We start from the raw sequence: 16,296 nt of genomic DNA, 5'->3' as shown, positions 1-16,296 counted from the left end.
CCACACGAACCGAAGGGGTACCGCGATGAGCGGAACGATGCTCTACCAGCCAGGAAAAACGTTTCTGCATCGCGCCGACGCCCGCGCGAAGATCGCCGCGATCATCGTCGTCCTCGTCGTCGCACTGACCACGACCCGCATCGACGTCCTCGTCGCGCTGACCGCCGTCGTCGTGATCGGGCTCGCGGCGCTCGCACGGATCACGCCCGCCTCGTACGCCAAGGCCCTGCTCCTCATCATCCCGCTCGTCCTCCTCCTCACCCTCCTGCAAGCCCTGGTCCAGGGCGGACCGGCGATGGCCACGATCGGCGGCCTCTCCCTCTCCAGGGCGGGTGTCCTGCTCGGTCTGGGCATCGGGATGCGCCTGTTCGCCATGGGCATCTGCTTCTACGGGTTCTCGGTGACCACCAGTCCGTCGGACATCGCGCTCGCGCTCCACAAGGTCGGCGTGCCCTACAAGTTCGCCTACCTGACGAGCTTCGCCTTCCGCTTCCTGCCCCTTCTGCAGGACGAGGCACGGACCCTGCTCACCGCCATGGCGGTCCGTGGTTCGGCCGAGAGCAGTTCACGCCACCCGCTGCGGAGGGGCCGCGCGATCGTCCGGATGCTGTTCCCGATGCTCGCCGGCTCCATGAAGCGCAGCAGCGACATCGCCCTGTCGATGGAGCTGCGCGGCTACAGCCTGCCGGGCCCGCGGACGTTCTACCGGACGTCCTCCTTCCGGGCCGGCGACGCCCTCCTGGTCATCGGCGTGGTCCTCCTGGCCGCCGCGCTCCTGGTCATGCAGTGGCAGATGCCCGCACCGTTCACCGAAGGGGCATGAAATGACCGCACCGGCACTGGCCGTCTCCGGCCTGACCGTCCGCTACGAGGGCGCCGAGCGGCGCGCACTCGACGAGGTCGACCTCGTCGTCGCTCCCGGGGAGATCCTGGGCATTCTCGGCCCGACCGGCGCGGGGAAGTCCACCCTCCTGCAGTGCCTGTCCGGCGTCATCCCCCACCACGAGGACAGCGCGGCCATGCGCGGCGGCATCGAGGTCTTCGGACGCCCGCTGGAGGACTTCACCGGCCTCTCCGAGATCACCGAGACCGTCGGCCTCGTCATGCAGGACCCGGAGGTGCAACTCGTCAACACCGTGGTGCGAGAAGAGCTGGTCTGGGGGATGGAGAACCGGGGGATCCCGGTACCGGAGATCGAACGGCGTCTGCGACGCGCCACCGACCTCTTCGACATCGGCGGCCTCCTCGACCGGTTCACGCACGCCCTCTCGGGCGGAGAGAAGCAGCGCGTCGTCGTGGCCTCGATCTTCTGCCTCAGCCCACGGATCATGCTCCTCGACGAACCGACGTCCGAACTGGACCCCGCCGGAACCGAAGGTGTCATGGACGCCATCCGCGTGCTCGCGGACGAAGGCGTCACCGTCGTCGTCGTCGAGCACAAGATCGAGGAACTCGCCGTCTACGCCGACCGGCTCGTCGCCATGCGTGCCGGCCGCGTCGAAGCGGCCGGCACCCCGCGCGAGGTACTCACGGGCCCGGCGGCCCCGGACCGGCCCCAGGTGCTCGACATCGCCCTGCGGCTGCGGCAGCGAGGGCACTGGGACACCGAACTCCCGCTGTCCGTGCCGGCGGCGGTCGCCGGCTGGCAGTCGATGACGCACGACCCGCACAGCGACAGGAACCACGCATGAACCATAAGGACACCGTCATCGAGATCACCGGCGTCGAGCACACCTACGGCGGAGGGGCCAAGGCCCTGGCGGGGGTGGATCTGACCATCGGACGGGGCGAGTTCGTCGCGATCATCGGGCGGAACGGCTCCGGCAAGACGACCCTCGCCAAGCACTTCAACGGCCTGCTCAGGCCGACGAATCCCGGCGGTACGGTCCGTCTGCACACCCGGGACGGCGCGATCGTCGACACCCGCGGCACCCGCCTCCACCACCTCGCCGCGACCGTCGGATACGTCTTCCAGAACCCGGATCGCCAGATCTTCCACGACACCTGCCGCGAAGAGCTGGAGTACGGCCCGCGCAACCTCGGCGCGGACCCCACGACGCTCGCCCGCGAGGTGTCCGACACCCTGCGACTGGTGGGACTCGAAGGGCGCGAGGAGACCAACCCCGTCCACCTCTCCCGGGGTGAGCGCCAGCGGCTCGCCATCGCCTCCACCCTCGTCATGGGCTGCGACGTCGCGGTCGTCGACGAACCCACCACCGGTCAGGACCGGGCCGAGTCACGCAAGATCCTCGATTCGCTCGCCCACCACCACGCCCTGGGCCGCACGGTCGTCATCATCTCCCACGACATGGCGCTGGTCGCCGAGTACGCCACCCGTGTCATCGCGATGCGCGAGGGCCGCGTACTCACCGACGGCACCCCCGCAGAGGTCTTCTCGCAGCGCGAGGTGCTCCAGGAGACCAACATCCGGCCCCCGCAGGCAGCGGTGCTCGCCGCCGAACTCGGGCTGCCGGGTGTGCTGACGGTCGACGACGCCGTACGCGAGATGAGTACCGTCCTCGCCCGCCCGCGCCCCGGGGCAACGCCCCTTCCCCACGACGACAAGGTCTGCTGAACATGCGCTATCTGGTCACCGGCGCCCGCGGTTTCGTCATGAGCGTCCTGGTCGAGCGACTGCTCACCACGGAGCCCGACGCCGTCGTCACCGCCGTCGATCTGCACGCACCCGACGACGTACTCACCGCTTCCCTCGCCGGACACGAGGAACGCGTCCACCATGTCCAGGCCGACGTCACCGACAGCGCGGCCGTGACGGACGTGATCGCACGGAGTGCGCCGGACGTCGTCGTCCACGGCGCCACGGTCACCCACGACCCGGAAAGCGAACACCGCGACCCCGGACGCTTCGTCCACGTCAACACCCAGGGCACCACGACCGTCCTCGACGCCGCCCGGCGCACCAGCGGGGTACGGCGGGTCCTGCTGGTCAGCAGCGGTGCCGTCTACGGAAGTTCACCCCTGCGGCTGCTCGCCGAGGACGCCCCGCCCTCGCCCGACGAGATGTACGGCATCAGCAAGCTGGCCGGTGAACTCGTCGCCCGCAGGTTCGGTCGGCTCTACGGTCTCGACGTCCCCGTGGCACGGCTGACCAAGATGTTCGGGCCGATGGAACGGCCGAGCTCGGGCCGCTCGGTCATGTCCCTGCCGTACCACCTCGCGGCCGCCGCGGTGCAGGGCCGAGCCGTCAAGGTCACGGAACGCACGCTCCGGGCGGGCGGCGACTGGCTCGGCGCCACCGAGGCCGCCCGCGCCCTGCAACTGCTCGCCCGCGGGGAGGGCCGAGGAGACGGGACGTACAACATCTCCAGCGGCGTCCGGACAAGCGTCCCCGACCTCGTGGCTCTCTTCGGCGTGGAGACCCTCCAGGTACCGGCCGACTCGGCCGAGGCCGACATGGACCCCGCCACCGAGTCCGGCAAGAACGGCGTCTACTCCTCCGACCGGGCACGACAGGAGCTGATCTGGCAGCCGGCCGGCCTCGCGGACCAGGTCGCCGCATACGTCCGGTGGGCGCGCGAGCACCCCGCGTTCTTCACGGCCGGCAGATGACCGCGCGGCGACCGCACGGCGGCAGGCTCGTCACCTTCGGAGAGGCGACGGACGTGACGTGGGCGGGCCGGCTCGGCCGCGACGCCCCACTGATCGCGCGGACCGACGCACCCGACAGGTGAACGCCGTCGCGCCCTCACCGGCTCGGCCTTCTCGGCTGCGGTGGCGTGCTCGTAGCCCGGGCCACCGATTCATCGGACGGTATACCCGTCCCACAGCGGACCCCCGGCCTGGTCCAACACATCCGACACGACCGCGGCGAAGGTGCCGGTGTGCCCGGCTACGGCTTGCTCGGCAGCCTCGGTCAACGCGCTGTGCAGGCCGGGGTCGGCCACGGCCAGCCGCCGTGACAGCCATTTGCCTCCGCCGATCCAGTGCCCCCCGGTCAGCAGGGCGATCTCCGAGGCACGCTGCAGCATGTGCGAGACCAGGTACACCCGCTCGGCCGGGTCTCCGCACCCACGCAGGTCGTCCAGCAGGTCCGTGATGCTGTACCGGTGGCGGTCACGCTCAGGGGCCGTGAGCGGCGGCGGGCCCGCAGCCCAGCGCCTTCGCGCCTCAGCCTGGAGCGAAGCGCCCAGCCCGTCCATGTCCACGAGGAGGATGCCGACGGAGCACATGGCGAGCAACGGCGAATTCCGCTTCGCCGTCTCCTGGTCAGCGAAGTCATGCCAGGTGGCCTCGGTCTGCACGAACAGCTCCACCGGCCAGCCGTGGTACACCAGGTTCTCCCGGTAGGGCGCCGGCGGACCGTCAAGGACGACCACGATGTCGAGATCGGAGGTCGGCGTTCGGCGGTCGGTCACTACGCTGCCGGCCAGGAAGGCCGTCCGGGCGGCGGGAAAGCGATCCCGGACCAGTTCGTGGGCGGTGAGCACAGGGTCGTCCATGACCGCAGCGTACGTGTCAGGGGCACGATGCTTTCCCGGCAAGCACCCCCGTAGCCAAGACTCGGATACCGGCAGGGGTTGTGTGGTCCGTAACCGTGGTTCGCGGCTCAGATCTGGAAGAGGGCTCCCCCTGGGGACGGGCCACCAGATCGCGCAGTTCCCGGGCGATGAGCCACCCGTTCCTCGGCCCCTCTCCGGCGCGCCTCGCCGTCCCGGCTCTTCTCGGCCCCCCGGGCCCGCTCCTCCACGGCCGCCAAGTAGGCCCGCCGGTTGCGCACCGAGCGACCGAGAACGCCGGCCACGAGCGGGAACACCGCCACCACTCCCAACCCGCCCCACCGGCAGCCCGCTCGGTGCGACGGCGGCCGTGCCGTCACGGGCCGCGGCGAAGTGGACCGCGGCGGCAGGGGCGGGCGTTCAGCAGTGCCCGCGCTCGTCGTCGCTGAGTGCAGGAGGCCGAGACATTCACAGGCGAGGACCTTCGGACGACAGGCGGCACCGAACGGGTGAGTCGACCGGCCGCACTGTGACGGCCATGGCCCCGCACGCCCTACTGGCAGGCGGCAATATGGCCGCATGACGACGAAACGACCGACGATCACCCTGGTACTCGGGGACATCACCGAGCAGCACTCCGACGTCCTGGTCAATGCCGCCAACTCCTCACTCCTCGGCGGTGGCGGGGTGGACGGCGCGATCCACCGGCGTGGCGGGCCCGATATCCTCGCGGCCTGCCGGGCCCTGCGGGCCTCGCACTACGGCAAGGGGCTGCCGACCGGGCAGGCGGTGGCGACGACGGCCGGCCGACTGCATGCGCGGCACGTCGTCCACACGGTGGGCCCGGTCTGGTCGCGTACGCAGGACCGCTCCGCATCGCTGGCCTCCTGTTATCGGGAGTCCCTGCGCGTGGCGTCGGAGCTGGGGGCCCGGACGGTCGCCTTTCCGGCGATCTCGACGGGCATCTACGGTTGGCCGCTCGACGACGGTGCGCGGATTGCCGTGCGTACGGTTCGTGAGGCAGCGTTCCCTTCGATCACCGAGGTCCGGTTCGTGCTCTTCGACGAGGAGGCCTACGCCCACTTCGATCGGGCGCTGACGGCGTAGGGGGCCTCGCTGCCCGCGACTTCCAGGACGGAGTGGTACGCGGGGGCACCGGGGGCGTCTTCGCGAGGGTGCTTCACGTCCCGTCGGCGCCGACGGGACGTGAAGCCGAATCCAGTCGGCCACGATGCCGCCACGGGCATGCGGTGTCAGCCGTCGGAAACACCTTCTCAGGTTCTGCTAGGGCGTGTGCAAGAAGTCGACCAAGGCGTGCGCTGATCACAGCACGTGACGTGGGGAGTCTTGACTGACGCTCAGTGGGTTGTGCTGGAACCGGCGACTCCCCAAGTTCCAGGTGGTCCTGGGCCACATACGCGTGCCGCGTCTCGGCCCAGGACGGCCACGCACCCGGCCGGACAAGGTCCGCGCGGACAGGGCATAAGCGCGAACAGATCGGCAACCGCAAGAAGCGCGGCTCGCACGGGGGCAGGCCACCGAAATTCGACAAGGACGCGTCACGCGGTCGAGTGCGGGATCAACCACCTCAAGAGGCAGCGCGCGGTTGCCACGAGGTACGACAAGCGCTCCGTCCGCTACGAAGCGACCGTGTTGGTCGCGGCCATCGACGAGTGGCCGTGACAGACCGGCGCCAACCCCCGCGAAAGGCAGAGCTCCCCGCTCCGGTTGGATGTCGTCGACAGCTTCGCGCAATGCGGGGGTGCCACGAAATCGGATAAGCGCTGAGCTCGTGAACGGGTTGAACAAGGTACTAGCGGAAAGCCGCTACCCCGGACGCGGGGTGCTGTGGTGCCGAACCGGCGACGGCGACCTACTTGGCGCGGGCACGAAGTCGCTACCGGCGACCCGTTCGCCGAGGTCCGCATCGCCGCCGAAAACCGCAGCGGCCTCCTCGATGAGCTGTGCGCCTCCCTGTCGGCTCACCTTCGGATCGCTGCCGCGGTCTTCTCGCCCGGCGGTCTCGCGGAGGCCGACATTCGGCAAGCAGCGCCGGCCCAGAACTGACATCAGCCGGGGCATCGAGTCCGCAGCCACGATCAGCCTCGGTGCCCCGGCTCACAAAGATCACTCCTGAAACACGCCCTAGGTCCTGTCTGATAATTGAACTTGTGGTGGGTCGTGGTGAGCTGACGGATGCGGCGTGGGAACGGATCGAGCCCCTGCTGCCGGGTATTGACGGTCGTGGGCGGCCGTGGCGAGATCACCGGCAGGTGATCAACGGGGTGTTGTGGCGGTTGCGGACCGGTGCCCCGTGGCGTGACCTGCCGGAACGCTACGGGCCGTGGCAGACGGCCTATGAACGGTTCGCCCGCTGGGAAGCGGACGGCACCTGGGCCCGTCTGCTCGAACAGGTCCAGGTCCGCGACGACTCCGTCGGAGCCGTGGAGTGGACGGTGTCGGTGGACTCCACGATCAACCGGGCCCATCAGCACGCCGCCGGCGCCCGCAAAAAGGGGCGACGGCGGGGGACGAACTGGAAAATCCGGCACGCGCGTCGGCTGGTCAGGCGCTGGGCCGGTCCCGCGGCGGGGTGACCACGAAAAGTCATCTCGCCTGCGACGGCCGGGGCCTGCCCCTGGCCGTCGTCGTCACGCCCGGCAACGTCAACGACTCCACCGTCTTCGACACGGTCATGGACGAGTTGCGGGTGCCCCGGGGCGGTGCCGGGCGGCCCCGCCGCAGGCCCGACGCGGTCATCGCGGACAAGGCTTACTCGTCCCGGGCAATCCGCCGGGTCCTGCGCAGGCGAGGCATCCGGGCCGTGATCCCGGAACGGGCCGACCAGAAGGCCAACCGCCTGCGGCGAGGGAAGGCCGGGGGCAGACCGCCGGCCTTCGATCGCGAGCTCTACAAGGCACGCAACGTGGTCGAACGCTGCTTCAACCGTCTCAAGCAGTTCCGCGCGATCGCCACCCGCTTCGACAAACTCGCCGCCCGCTACAAGGCCGGAGTCCACCTTGCCGCACTCATCCTCTGGCTCCGCGAACCCGCCCAAGATCCTTTGTCAGACAGGACCTAGCAGCTGAGACCTTCTCCGGGCTCGACGCCCAGAACCTGCGTGAAGCGCTCGTAGATGTCGATACGGCTCTGGACCTGCCCGGGGTTGCCACCGTCGCATTCCAGGCTGCCGTTGATGGCACGGATGGTCTCACCGAAGCCGGCGCTGTTGACCATCGCGTCGTGCGGCGTCATGGTGCCGGGCCCGCTCTGGGTGTTCCAATACCACAGGCCCGTCTTCCAGGCGACGGACGCGTCGTTCTGGACCAGGTCGGGGTTGTTGAGCAGGTCGATGCCCAGAGCGTCGCCTGCGCTCTTGTAGTTGAAGTTCCAACTGAGCTGGATGGGCCCGCGTCCGTAGTACTTGTCGTTGCCCGCCGGGCAGCCGTACGGCTGGGTGGCGTCGCAGTAGTGCGGGTAGTTGGCGGTGTTCTGTTCGACGACGTACACCAGCCCACCGGTTTCGTGGCTGACGTTGGCGAGGAAGGCTGCGGCCTCCTGCTTCTTCACCGTGTCACTGCCGGCGTTGGCGAAATCCGGATAGGCGCTGAGCGCGGCCGTGAGACCGCTGTAGGTGTAGAAGGAGTTCCTGTTCGGGAACATTTCGTCGAACTGGGCCTCGGAGAGCACGAACTCGGCGGCAGTGGACCGCGCGTCCGTCTTCTGGGCAACCGCTGTCGGAGCGAGGATCAGGGTGCAGAGGGTGGCGGCCGCGCCGGTGGCGGCCAGTAGTGCGAGTTTGCGGGACTTCATGATGTCGACTCCTGCTGGACGGGGACGAAGGCGAGACGGGTGGGAGGTCGGGAGGGGCTTGCCGTGACAAGCCCCTCCCGCGGGCGGGCGCGGTCGGCAGGCCCGTACGGGGCCACCGCTCTCCCGGCCTCACTCCACTTGGTGTGTCAGGCGCCGACGTTGACGTCGATGCAGGCGTAGAACGCGTTGTCGGTGTCGGCCACGTTCCACACGGCGAGCACCTTCTGCTGTCCGGTGATGCCGCCGAAATCGACCTCGTGGTTCACCACGGCACCCGGCTTGGCGCCGCCGTCGTCGAACGATGCGATCTGCTGACCGCCGACGTAGTACTCCCAGGTGCTGGTGGAGTGCTGAGCGGTCAGCTTCCAGGAGAACGTCGCGTTCTTCGGGACCGAGGTGACGGCCCAGCCCTTGCTGTCGTCGTCCAGCTCCGAGAAGCGGCTGTTCCCGCCGCTGCAACTGGTCAGGCCCTTGGGCCCTTCGACGCTCTGGGGTTCGTACGTGATGTCCCCGCAGGACACCGTGCCCGCGGCGCACTGAGCCTGCCGGCTGGGCGGGTCCGAGATGTAGCCGTGGGCGCTCGCCGAACCGGCGGGCAGACTGATCGCGATGACGGGGGCCAGGGCCGCACCGATCAGTGCCGCTGTCTTCCTACTGGCGTGCATACGGAACTCCTTCACATCAGGCCGCCCGGGGTGTGCGCGGTCATGTGTGGGGGTGACCGCACGCGCCGGGTACGGCCTCTGGGTGGGGGCCAAGAGGCGCGAAGGTCACGCGCACTCACCGTCCTCGTCGGCGTGCGGAGATGCCGACAGGGATCAACTCCGGAAGCGGAGCGGTGAGTTCTGTTGGACTAGACCATACAAGCGGAGGTGTTCGTGTCAAGCATGTGTCACGACATCGCCTGCGGGCGGTTCCGGGTGAAGGGGCAGGGGTGCGGCAAGGTTCCGGCCGGCCGGCATCACTGCGCGGGGGGCTCGCCTACTGGCTGCGCCGCCCGCTCCGGAGCGAGATCGCGGAGGAGTGGCGGCGCGTTGGGTTTTGGCGAGTCGGCGTGGTCGAGGCGGGGTCAGCGTGCCCATTTGGTGATCGCGACCTGGGTTCCGCCGCCGACCTCGGTCTGCAGGGTGAAGTCGTCGACGAGGCGGCGCGCTCCGCTGAGCCCGAGGCCCAGGCCCCCGCCGGAGGTCCACCCGTCGGTCAGCGCCTGGTCGACATCGGGAATGCCGGGACCCGAGTCCTCGAACACCGCGGTCACACCGACCCGCCCGTCCCGGTGGACCAGACCCACCCGCATGACCCCGCCACCGCCGTAGACGAGAGTGTTCCGGGCGAGCTCACTCGCGGCGGTGACCAGCTTGGTCTGGTCGACCAGCGAGAGCTTGCACTGCTGGGCGAGCGCACGCACCAGCTGACGCGCCCGGACCACATCATCGTTGGAACCGATCGGAACGCTCTCGTGCTCGGCGTCAGGAACGGGCGCGAGCCCACTCATAGCTGAGCCGGACGGGAATCGTCCCGCCTGGCCAGGATCTCCAGCCCCTTCTCCAGAGTCAGAGCCGTACGCACGCCCCCCAGCGACAACCCCAGCTCCACCAGCGTGATCGCGACCGCCGGCCGCATACCCACCACCACGGTCTGCGCATCCAGCATCCGGGAGATCGCCGCCGTCGTCGCCAGCATCCGCCCCACGAACGAATCCACGATCTCCACCGCCGTGATGTCGATCACCACCCCCGACGCACCCGAATCGACGATCCGCGCCGCCAGATCGTCCTGCAACTCCAGAACGACCTGATCCTCCAGCTCCACCTGGATCGAGACGAGAAGGACGTCACCGATCTTCAGCACAGGTACGCGCTCGCTCACGCCCGGCCACCGGGCCGCACGACAGCCGCGTCACCACGACGCAACGCATGCTTGAGAGCATCGGCCAACGACGACTTGGTGACGATGTCACCGAACTGGATCCCCAACGCCACAATCGTCTGCGCGATCTGCGGACGAATCCCCGAAATGATGCACTCCGCACCCATCAACCGGGCCGCCACCACCGTCTTGAGCAGATGCTGCGCCACCTCGGTGTCCACCGCCGGCACACCCGTGATGTCGATGATCGCCTGATCCGACCCCGTATCGACGAGAGCCTGCAGCAGCTTCTCCATCACCACCTGCGTCCGCGCCGAATCCAGCGTGCCCACCAGCGGAACAGCCACCACCCCCTCCCACAGCTTCACCACCGGGGTGGACAGCTCCATCAGCTGCTCGGCCTGCGCGCTGATGATCTCCTCACGCGTCTTGGCATACACCTCCAGAGTGAACAGACCCAGCGCGTCGATGAGCTTGCTCAGATGCAGATAGGCCCGGACGTCCCCCGCCGAAGTGTCCTCCGAGGGCGCCAGCACATCCTTGCCCGCCAGCACACTCGTCGCGGTCTCCGTCGGCGTGAAACCCTGCCGGGCCCGCGTCCGCGACAGCTCCGCCAGCAACGCCCGCACCTCCCCGAACGCATCCCCCCGCCAGTCCAGACCGCCCCCACGCAGCCCCTCCACCAACGCCGCGTACAACTCACGCAGCTCACGGTCGAGCTCGGCCAGCGAGATACGCCCACGCAACGTCCGCGAGACCGCCTCCACCCAAGCCGCACCTAGCGACTCCTGCTCCGCGGTCAGCAGCTCGACGAGCCTTGTGCATGTGTCCTGCTCAGGCACTGAAGTAACTCCTTCTTCCATTCCGGTCTCCAGCGACGCGGCATGCCGCAGCGCGCTACCGCCGGCAGCCGCCCAGGCGCGGGGGACCCGGCGCCCAGCTCCATCTTAAGTTGCCGTCCGACAATAGTTGTCGTCTGTCGCTTATGGGTAATCCTGTACGGCTCCGGCCCGGGCCGGTCTGCGCAGTCCCGGTGGCGGGGTCGTCCGAGGTGGCAGTAGCAGCCGCATGGGAGGCAGGTCAGGGCGTCGAGCAGTCGTCGCGGTGGATCGGTCGTCCCGGACGTCGGGGTCGGGTTTCCGCGTGCTCAGCCGGTACCGGTCGGAGACCGGCGTCGCGACATCCCGTGCGTCAGAGGCATCGACCTCGGCGGAGGCGCCTGGCCCAGGATTCCCGGCGACGGTGAGCGCACCGCTGCTGAAGGCACGACCGGTCCGGTCTCGGTGAGGTAGCCGTCGATGGATACGCGAACCGAACCCCCTGCCGATCACCCGCGACCTTGGGCAGGATCGATCGTTCGCCCCACACGTATCCCTTGGCCGGCGTACACGTCCGGGGGCGCGCTCTCCCTCATGGCGCATCACGCCCCGGCCGTCCTTCGGCTGCCGCTGCCCGCCGGTGCCCTCGCTCGTGCCACTCCCACGCCCCCGTCCCGGCGTTCACAACAGGTCTGGTGTCACGTCGACGTGAGCCCGGCTCAGGTGGTGGCAGTGCTGCGGGACAGGGCGCCGCGCGGCGTGAAGGCACCGAACAGGCGAGCATCGGGCATCCCGGACGAAGCTCCCGAACCGCTTGGTGCGGCAGGCCGGATGAGCTGATCCGAGCAGTTGACACCCTGTGGTTCGCTCGGTTTACTCATGCAACGTCAGAGCCGAGCGCTCGACGCCAGAGGTACGCCCATCCGGTAATACGGCCCTCGCGCCGTCAGTCCGGACCGAGTCGCCAGGACCGCGTGAAGCGGAGTCCGAGGCGGGGACGTGCCCTCCCACGTCGTGGAGTACGAAAAAATGCCCAACATCCACCGCGAGCGGTCCTGGAAAGGCCTCACCGTACGGGCGGCGGTAACGGCCGCCGCGATCGCGCCTCTGCTCGCCTGCTCCGCCGCGGACGCGGCGAGCCAGACGATCACCCTCCCGCCCGCGCACGCCGGTTTCGACTACCAGATCAACAAGCCCTACGAGCCTCCGGCCGGGGTCGAGGTCGTGAGCCGTGACCACACCGCGTCACCCGCGCCGGGGCTCTACAACATCTGTTACGTCAACGCCTTCCAGGCGCAGCCGGGCGCCGAGGGGGAGTGGAAGGACCTGCTGCTGAAGGACGCCGACGGCGAGATCGTCTACGACGGCGACTGGGGCGAGGCCATGCTGGACATCCGGACCGACAAGAACCGCAAACTGATCGCCGCCAAGGTGAACGCCTGGGTCGACTCCTGCGCCGACAAGGGATTCGACGCCGTCGAACCGGACAACCTCGACACCTTCGACCGTACCGACCTCCTCGGCGCGGACGACGCGAAGGCGATGATCAGGCTTCTGGCCGACCACGCCCACCAAAAGGGTCTGGCGACTGCGCAGAAGAACACCGCAGAGTTCTCCACGATGCGGGACGAGACCGGTCTCGACTTCGCCGTGGCGGAAGAGTGCGGACAGTGGGACGAGTGCGGGGACTACGCGGAGGGCTACGGCGACCACGTGATCGTCATCGAGTACGAGCAGGAGCATTTCGACAAGGCGTGCAGCGGTTTCGCGGACCGGCTGAGCATCGTGATGCGCGACCGCGATGTCCTGTCCCCTGGTGATGCCGGGTACGTCCGCGAGGTCTGCTGACCCGTACGCCCAGGCGGTCGTGACCGGCCCGTCACGCGCCGTAGCGTCGCGACCTCGCGGCCGCCGTCCGGCTGCGGGACCGCGAGCGGTGGATGAACAGCGGCACCTGCTCGCCCGGCGCCACACGCCGACGCCGGGGGACACCGTGCCGCTCCGGCGCACCGACGGGCCGGCGGCGGTGCGCCGGAGCGGCATGGTGCGGATCAGGGTGTCTCCGCTGTGAGCCACCGCCACCGCCACCGCCGCCGTTGTCGCGGGGACGGGCCGGGCCACCGGCTGCCGAGCGAGGCCGCCGCCCGTCCCGCCGCTTCGGGCTGTTCCGCCGACCGCCGTGGCCTCACTGTGCTGGTTGCACATCGTGGTGCCGTACGCGGCATTCCTGCGCTCCATGTGTTCGGTACCCGAGCGCCCTTCTCTCGGCAGGCAGCTCAGCAGTCCCGCGCGGCACTGGCGAGTGATACGCCCGGACGGAGACCGTCGGTGGTCGACATCGCGTGGCCCCCGCCCGCCTTTCGGCGCACGGCATGCGAAAGCCCGCACCTGTTCGGTACGGGCGATGGTCAGTTCCGGCGTGCGGCACAAGAACGCAAGGCACTCCTTCTCCTTGCCGTACCCAACGTATAGCGCACCGGGGGGCTTGTGGCAAGGCCCGGGTCGTGACGCAGAATCGTCGACCGAGGCCACGGCCCGCGGAAAACGGAGCCACGACGTGCGGCTGTTGTCGTCGACGTATCGGGGCTGCCGACCGGCCGGTCGTCGGAGGGACGGGACACCGAACGGGACACCGACTGGTGACGGGGTGTCCGACAAGGGGCTCGACGGAGAGTGAGATACCGATGATTCGGTCGGTCGGTGCAGTGCTACGGAACATGGCCGCCTCGGAGGCGGCCCGATGATCGAGCAGTATGCCCTGGACCTGCACGAGGTGGACGAGACGCAGGCCGCGGTCGTCGGCGGCAAGGGCGCGCACCTGGGCGGACTGGGCCGGATCGAAGGCATCCACGTGCCGACCGGCTTCTGCGTGACGACGGACGCCTTCCGGCGGGCCATGGACAAGGTGCCGGTCCTCGACCGCCGCATCGAGCAGCTGTCCCACCTCGAGCCGGACGACCGCGAGGGGGTACGCGCACTCAGCGAGGGGATCCGCCGTGCCATCGAGGGAGCCGCCGTCCCGGACGACCTCGCGGCGGCGATCACCGGCGCGCTCGCCCGGCTCGGCGAGCAGGCGGCCTGCGCCGTTCGGTCCAGCGCCACGGCGGAGGACCTGCCGACGGCCTCTTTCGCCGGCCAGCACGACACCTTCCTGGACGTCGTGGGGCCGACGGCGATCATCGAGCACGTGAAGCGGTGCTGGGCCTCGTTGTTCACCGAGCGGGCCGTGACCTACCGCCGACGGAACGGCATCGACCACCGTACGGTCCGCATGGCCGTGGTCGTGCAGCAGATGGTCTTCCCACACGCGGCCGGCGTCCTGTTCACGGCCGACCCCGTCACCGGCAACCGGGAGGTCGCCACCGTGGAGGCCGGCTTCGGCCTCGGAGAGGCCTTGGTCTCCGGCCTGGTGAACCCGGACGTCTTCACGGTGCGGCACGGTGAAATCGTCGCCAAGGCGATCGCCGCCGAGCAGCGTGCCGTTGGCGTCCTGCCGGCCGAGCGGGAAGCGGTGGTCGACGCACAGCGGCGGAAGCGGCAGCCCTCGCTGACGGATGCGCAGGTCGTACAGCTCGTGCGGATCGGGAGGCGGACGGAAGCATACTTCGGGCGCCCGCAGGACATCGAATGGTGCCTGGCCGACGGCACCTTCCAGATCGTTCAGAGTCGGCCGATCACGACGCTGTTCCCTGTCCCCGAGACCGGTGACCGGGAGAACCACGTCTACGTCTCCGTCGGTCACGGGCAGATGATGACCGATCCCATGAGGCCCCTGGGGCTCTCCATGTGGCAGCTGACGGCCATGGTGCCGATGCACGCGGCCGGCGGGAGGCTGTTCGTCGACGTCACCCCTCGCCTGTCCTCGCCCGCGAGCCGCGCCGGCCTCCTGGACGCCATGGGGAAGGGCGACCCCTTGGTCCGGGACGCTTTGGAGACCGTCCTCGACCGCGACGGTTTCGTCCCGTCGCTCCCGGACGCCGATCCGGGCGGGCCGCCGTCCGGCGGTACCTCCGAGCCGATCGAGGCCGATCCCGCCGTCGTCACTGAGCTGATCGAGCGCAGCCGGACGTCCGTCGCCGCCTTGGAGCACGACATCCGGACGAAGGCCGGGCCTGCGCTGTTCGACTTTCTGCTGGAGGCATTCGAGGAGCACAGGCGGGTTCTCGGTGATCCACTGAGCCTCCAGGTGATCACGGCGGGGATGGATGCCACGGGGTGGCTCAACGACAAGTTGCGGGAGTGGCTCGGCGAAAGGAACGCGGCCGACACGCTCACGCTGTCCGCCCCGGGCAACGTCACCTCGGAGATGGGCCTGGCACTGCTCGATGTGGCGGACGTGATCCGTCCGCACCCGGAGGTGGTGGCGTTCCTCCAGGGTGTCGAGGGCGAGGACTTCCTGGACGAGCTGGTGGGGCTTCCGGGCGGAACCGAGGCGCGTGACGCCATCGAGTCCTATCTCGACCGCTACGGCATGCGCTGCGTCGGCGAGATCGACATCACGAGACCGCGTTGGTGCGAGCGCCCCAGCACGCTTCTGCCAGTGATCCTCGACCACGTCAGGAATTTCGAACCCGGCGCCGCCGGGAGGCACTTCGAGCACGGGCGTCAGAAGGCGCGGGAGAAGGAGCAGGACGTGCTGTCACGCTTGCGGACCCTGCCGGACGGGGACCGGAAAGCCGACGAGGCCAAGCGGATGATCGACCGGGTCAGGACCTTCATCGGATACCGGGAATACCCGAAGTACGGAATCGTCAGCCGCTACTTCGTCTACAAGCGCGCCCTGCTGGAGGAGGCCGAGCGCCTCGTGCGGGCCGGTGTACTCGCCGAGAAGGAGGACGTCTACCACCTCACGTTCCAGGAGTTCCACGACGTCGTCCGCTCGGCCCGGGTGGACGACCGGCTCATCCAGCGGCGCAAGGACGAGTTCCGGTCTTACCACGCGCTGACACCACCCCGGGTGCTGACATCGGACGGCGAGGCCCTCAACGGGGCGTACCGGCGCGACGACGTACCGGCCGGCGCCCTGACCGGCCTGCCGGTCTCCGCCGGGACCGTCGAGGGAAGGGCCCGGGTCGTCCTCGACATGGCGGAGGCTGACCTCGAAGCAGGCGACATCCTGGTCACGGCCTTCACGGACCCCAGTTGGTCGCCGCTGTTCGTCGGGATCGCGGGCCTGGTGACGGAGGTGGGAGGCCTGATGACACATGGCGCCGTGATCGCCCGGGAGTACGGCCTGCCCGCCGTCGTGGGCGTGGAGCAGGCCACCCGGCTGATCCGCGACGGGCAGCGGATCCGCGTGCACGGAACCGACGGGCACGTCGAGTTCCTTTCGTGACCGA

Annotated in this window: 15 protein-coding genes; 9 read left to right on the top strand and 6 right to left on the bottom strand. The window is 69.3% G+C overall.

Going from position 1 to position 16,296, the window contains the following annotated elements:
• The first annotated feature begins 25 nt into the window (after positions 1-25).
• From SACTE_RS00395 to SACTE_RS35330, 5 genes are read left to right on the top strand one after another with little or no spacing between them, the layout of a single operon-like run.
• On the top strand, positions 26-823 hold the full coding sequence (locus tag SACTE_RS00395; protein ID WP_014044038.1) for an energy-coupling factor transporter transmembrane component T: 798 nt from the start codon (positions 26-28) through the stop codon (positions 821-823).
• Position 824: 1 nt separating this feature from the next.
• A complete protein-coding gene (locus SACTE_RS00390; RefSeq protein WP_014044037.1) occupies positions 825-1,691 on the top strand; it encodes an ABC transporter ATP-binding protein in 867 nt (288 codons plus the stop codon).
• Positions 1,688-2,575 carry an energy-coupling factor ABC transporter ATP-binding protein gene (locus tag SACTE_RS00385; protein WP_014044036.1) on the top strand — a complete coding sequence of 296 codons (888 nt, stop codon included), beginning with the start codon at positions 1,688-1,690 and terminating at the stop codon, positions 2,573-2,575. Before SACTE_RS00390 ends, SACTE_RS00385 begins: the two co-directional genes overlap by 4 nt.
• Before the next feature lie 2 nt (positions 2,576-2,577).
• A complete protein-coding gene (locus SACTE_RS00380) occupies positions 2,578-3,570 on the top strand; it encodes an NAD(P)-dependent oxidoreductase (protein WP_014044035.1) in 993 nt (330 codons plus the stop codon).
• A complete protein-coding gene (locus SACTE_RS35330; RefSeq protein ID WP_014044034.1) occupies positions 3,567-3,692 on the top strand; it encodes a hypothetical protein in 126 nt (41 codons plus the stop codon). Before SACTE_RS00380 ends, SACTE_RS35330 begins: the two co-directional genes overlap by 4 nt.
• Positions 3,693-3,761: 69 nt before the next feature.
• Here the strand turns inward: SACTE_RS35330 and SACTE_RS00375 are convergent, their stop codons facing one another.
• On the bottom strand, positions 3,762-4,460 hold the full coding sequence (locus SACTE_RS00375) for a nucleotidyltransferase domain-containing protein (RefSeq protein WP_014044033.1): 699 nt from the start codon (positions 4,458-4,460) through the stop codon (positions 3,762-3,764).
• 576 nt (positions 4,461-5,036) lie between these two features.
• Here SACTE_RS00375 and SACTE_RS00370 point away from each other — a divergent pair.
• Both SACTE_RS00370 and SACTE_RS32740 read left to right on the top strand, forming a co-directional pair.
• Positions 5,037-5,564, top strand: a complete 528-nt coding sequence (locus SACTE_RS00370; protein ID WP_014044032.1) for an O-acetyl-ADP-ribose deacetylase — start codon at positions 5,037-5,039, stop codon at positions 5,562-5,564.
• A gap of 1,064 nt (positions 5,565-6,628) precedes the next feature.
• Positions 6,629-7,539, top strand: a protein-coding gene (locus SACTE_RS32740; protein ID WP_264371039.1) for an IS5 family transposase whose coding sequence is annotated in 2 segments (ribosomal slippage) — positions 6,629-6,977 and positions 6,977-7,539 — 912 coding nt in all. Because the reading frame shifts where the segments join, the coding sequence is not laid out codon by codon here.
• On the opposite strand, the gene SACTE_RS00355 is transcribed toward SACTE_RS32740, so the two are convergent.
• The 5 genes from SACTE_RS00355 to SACTE_RS00335 form a co-directional block, all read right to left on the bottom strand.
• Positions 7,536-8,270 (bottom strand): chitinase, encoded by a 735-nt coding sequence (locus tag SACTE_RS00355; protein WP_014044030.1) that lies wholly within the window; start codon positions 8,268-8,270, stop codon positions 7,536-7,538. The two genes, SACTE_RS32740 and SACTE_RS00355, sit on opposite strands and share 4 nt — an antisense overlap.
• A 146-nt stretch (positions 8,271-8,416) precedes the next feature.
• Positions 8,417-8,935 carry a lytic polysaccharide monooxygenase auxiliary activity family 9 protein gene (locus SACTE_RS00350; protein ID WP_014044029.1) on the bottom strand — a complete coding sequence of 173 codons (519 nt, stop codon included), beginning with the start codon at positions 8,933-8,935 and terminating at the stop codon, positions 8,417-8,419.
• Between the two features lie 404 nt (positions 8,936-9,339).
• Entirely contained in the window at positions 9,340-9,765 is a 426-nt protein-coding gene (locus SACTE_RS00345) for an anti-sigma regulatory factor (protein ID WP_014044028.1), read from the bottom strand.
• Complete coding sequence (locus SACTE_RS00340; RefSeq protein WP_026359267.1) at positions 9,762-10,139, bottom strand: STAS domain-containing protein; 378 nt, start codon at positions 10,137-10,139, stop codon at positions 9,762-9,764. The genes SACTE_RS00345 and SACTE_RS00340 overlap by 4 nt, the downstream gene beginning before the upstream one ends.
• On the bottom strand, positions 10,136-10,981 hold the full coding sequence (locus tag SACTE_RS00335) for an STAS domain-containing protein (protein WP_014044026.1): 846 nt from the start codon (positions 10,979-10,981) through the stop codon (positions 10,136-10,138). The genes SACTE_RS00340 and SACTE_RS00335 overlap by 4 nt, the downstream gene beginning before the upstream one ends.
• A gap of 1,005 nt (positions 10,982-11,986) precedes the next feature.
• Here SACTE_RS00335 and SACTE_RS00330 point away from each other — a divergent pair.
• A complete protein-coding gene (locus SACTE_RS00330; RefSeq protein ID WP_019993918.1) occupies positions 11,987-12,805 on the top strand; it encodes an endo alpha-1,4 polygalactosaminidase in 819 nt (272 codons plus the stop codon).
• 892 nt (positions 12,806-13,697) lie between these two features.
• The gene (gene rph / locus SACTE_RS00325; RefSeq protein ID WP_014044024.1) at positions 13,698-16,292 is read left to right on the top strand and encodes a rifamycin-inactivating phosphotransferase; all 2,595 of its coding nucleotides are present in this window, start codon (positions 13,698-13,700) and stop codon (positions 16,290-16,292) included.
• Positions 16,293-16,296: the final 4 nt, after the last annotated feature.

It is taken from the genome of Streptomyces sp. SirexAA-E (assembly GCF_000177195.2).
Classification (GTDB): domain Bacteria; phylum Actinomycetota; class Actinomycetes; order Streptomycetales; family Streptomycetaceae; genus Streptomyces; species Streptomyces flavovirens.
Note: the sequence above shows the minus strand (reverse complement) of the source record. Positions and strands in the feature narration are given on the sequence as shown.

Coding starts and splice junctions, on each gene's coding strand:
- SACTE_RS00390 (WP_014044037.1), top strand. CDS start 825: ATGACCGCACCGGCACTGGCCGTCTCCGGCCTGACCGTCCGCTACGAG.
- SACTE_RS00355 (WP_014044030.1), bottom strand. CDS start 8,270: ATGAAGTCCCGCAAACTCGCACTACTGGCCGCCACCGGCGCGGCCGCC.
- SACTE_RS00395 (WP_014044038.1), top strand. CDS start 26: ATGAGCGGAACGATGCTCTACCAGCCAGGAAAAACGTTTCTGCATCGC.
- SACTE_RS00350 (WP_014044029.1), bottom strand. CDS start 8,935: ATGCACGCCAGTAGGAAGACAGCGGCACTGATCGGTGCGGCCCTGGCC.
- SACTE_RS35330 (WP_014044034.1), top strand. CDS start 3,567: ATGACCGCGCGGCGACCGCACGGCGGCAGGCTCGTCACCTTCGGAGAG.
- SACTE_RS00330 (WP_019993918.1), top strand. CDS start 11,987: ATGCCCAACATCCACCGCGAGCGGTCCTGGAAAGGCCTCACCGTACGG.
- SACTE_RS00385 (WP_014044036.1), top strand. CDS start 1,688: ATGAACCATAAGGACACCGTCATCGAGATCACCGGCGTCGAGCACACC.
- SACTE_RS00370 (WP_014044032.1), top strand. CDS start 5,037: ATGACGACGAAACGACCGACGATCACCCTGGTACTCGGGGACATCACC.
- SACTE_RS00375 (WP_014044033.1), bottom strand. CDS start 4,460: ATGGACGACCCTGTGCTCACCGCCCACGAACTGGTCCGGGATCGCTTT.
- SACTE_RS00345 (WP_014044028.1), bottom strand. CDS start 9,765: ATGAGTGGGCTCGCGCCCGTTCCTGACGCCGAGCACGAGAGCGTTCCG.
- rph (WP_014044024.1), top strand. CDS start 13,698: ATGATCGAGCAGTATGCCCTGGACCTGCACGAGGTGGACGAGACGCAG.
- SACTE_RS00380 (WP_014044035.1), top strand. CDS start 2,578: ATGCGCTATCTGGTCACCGGCGCCCGCGGTTTCGTCATGAGCGTCCTG.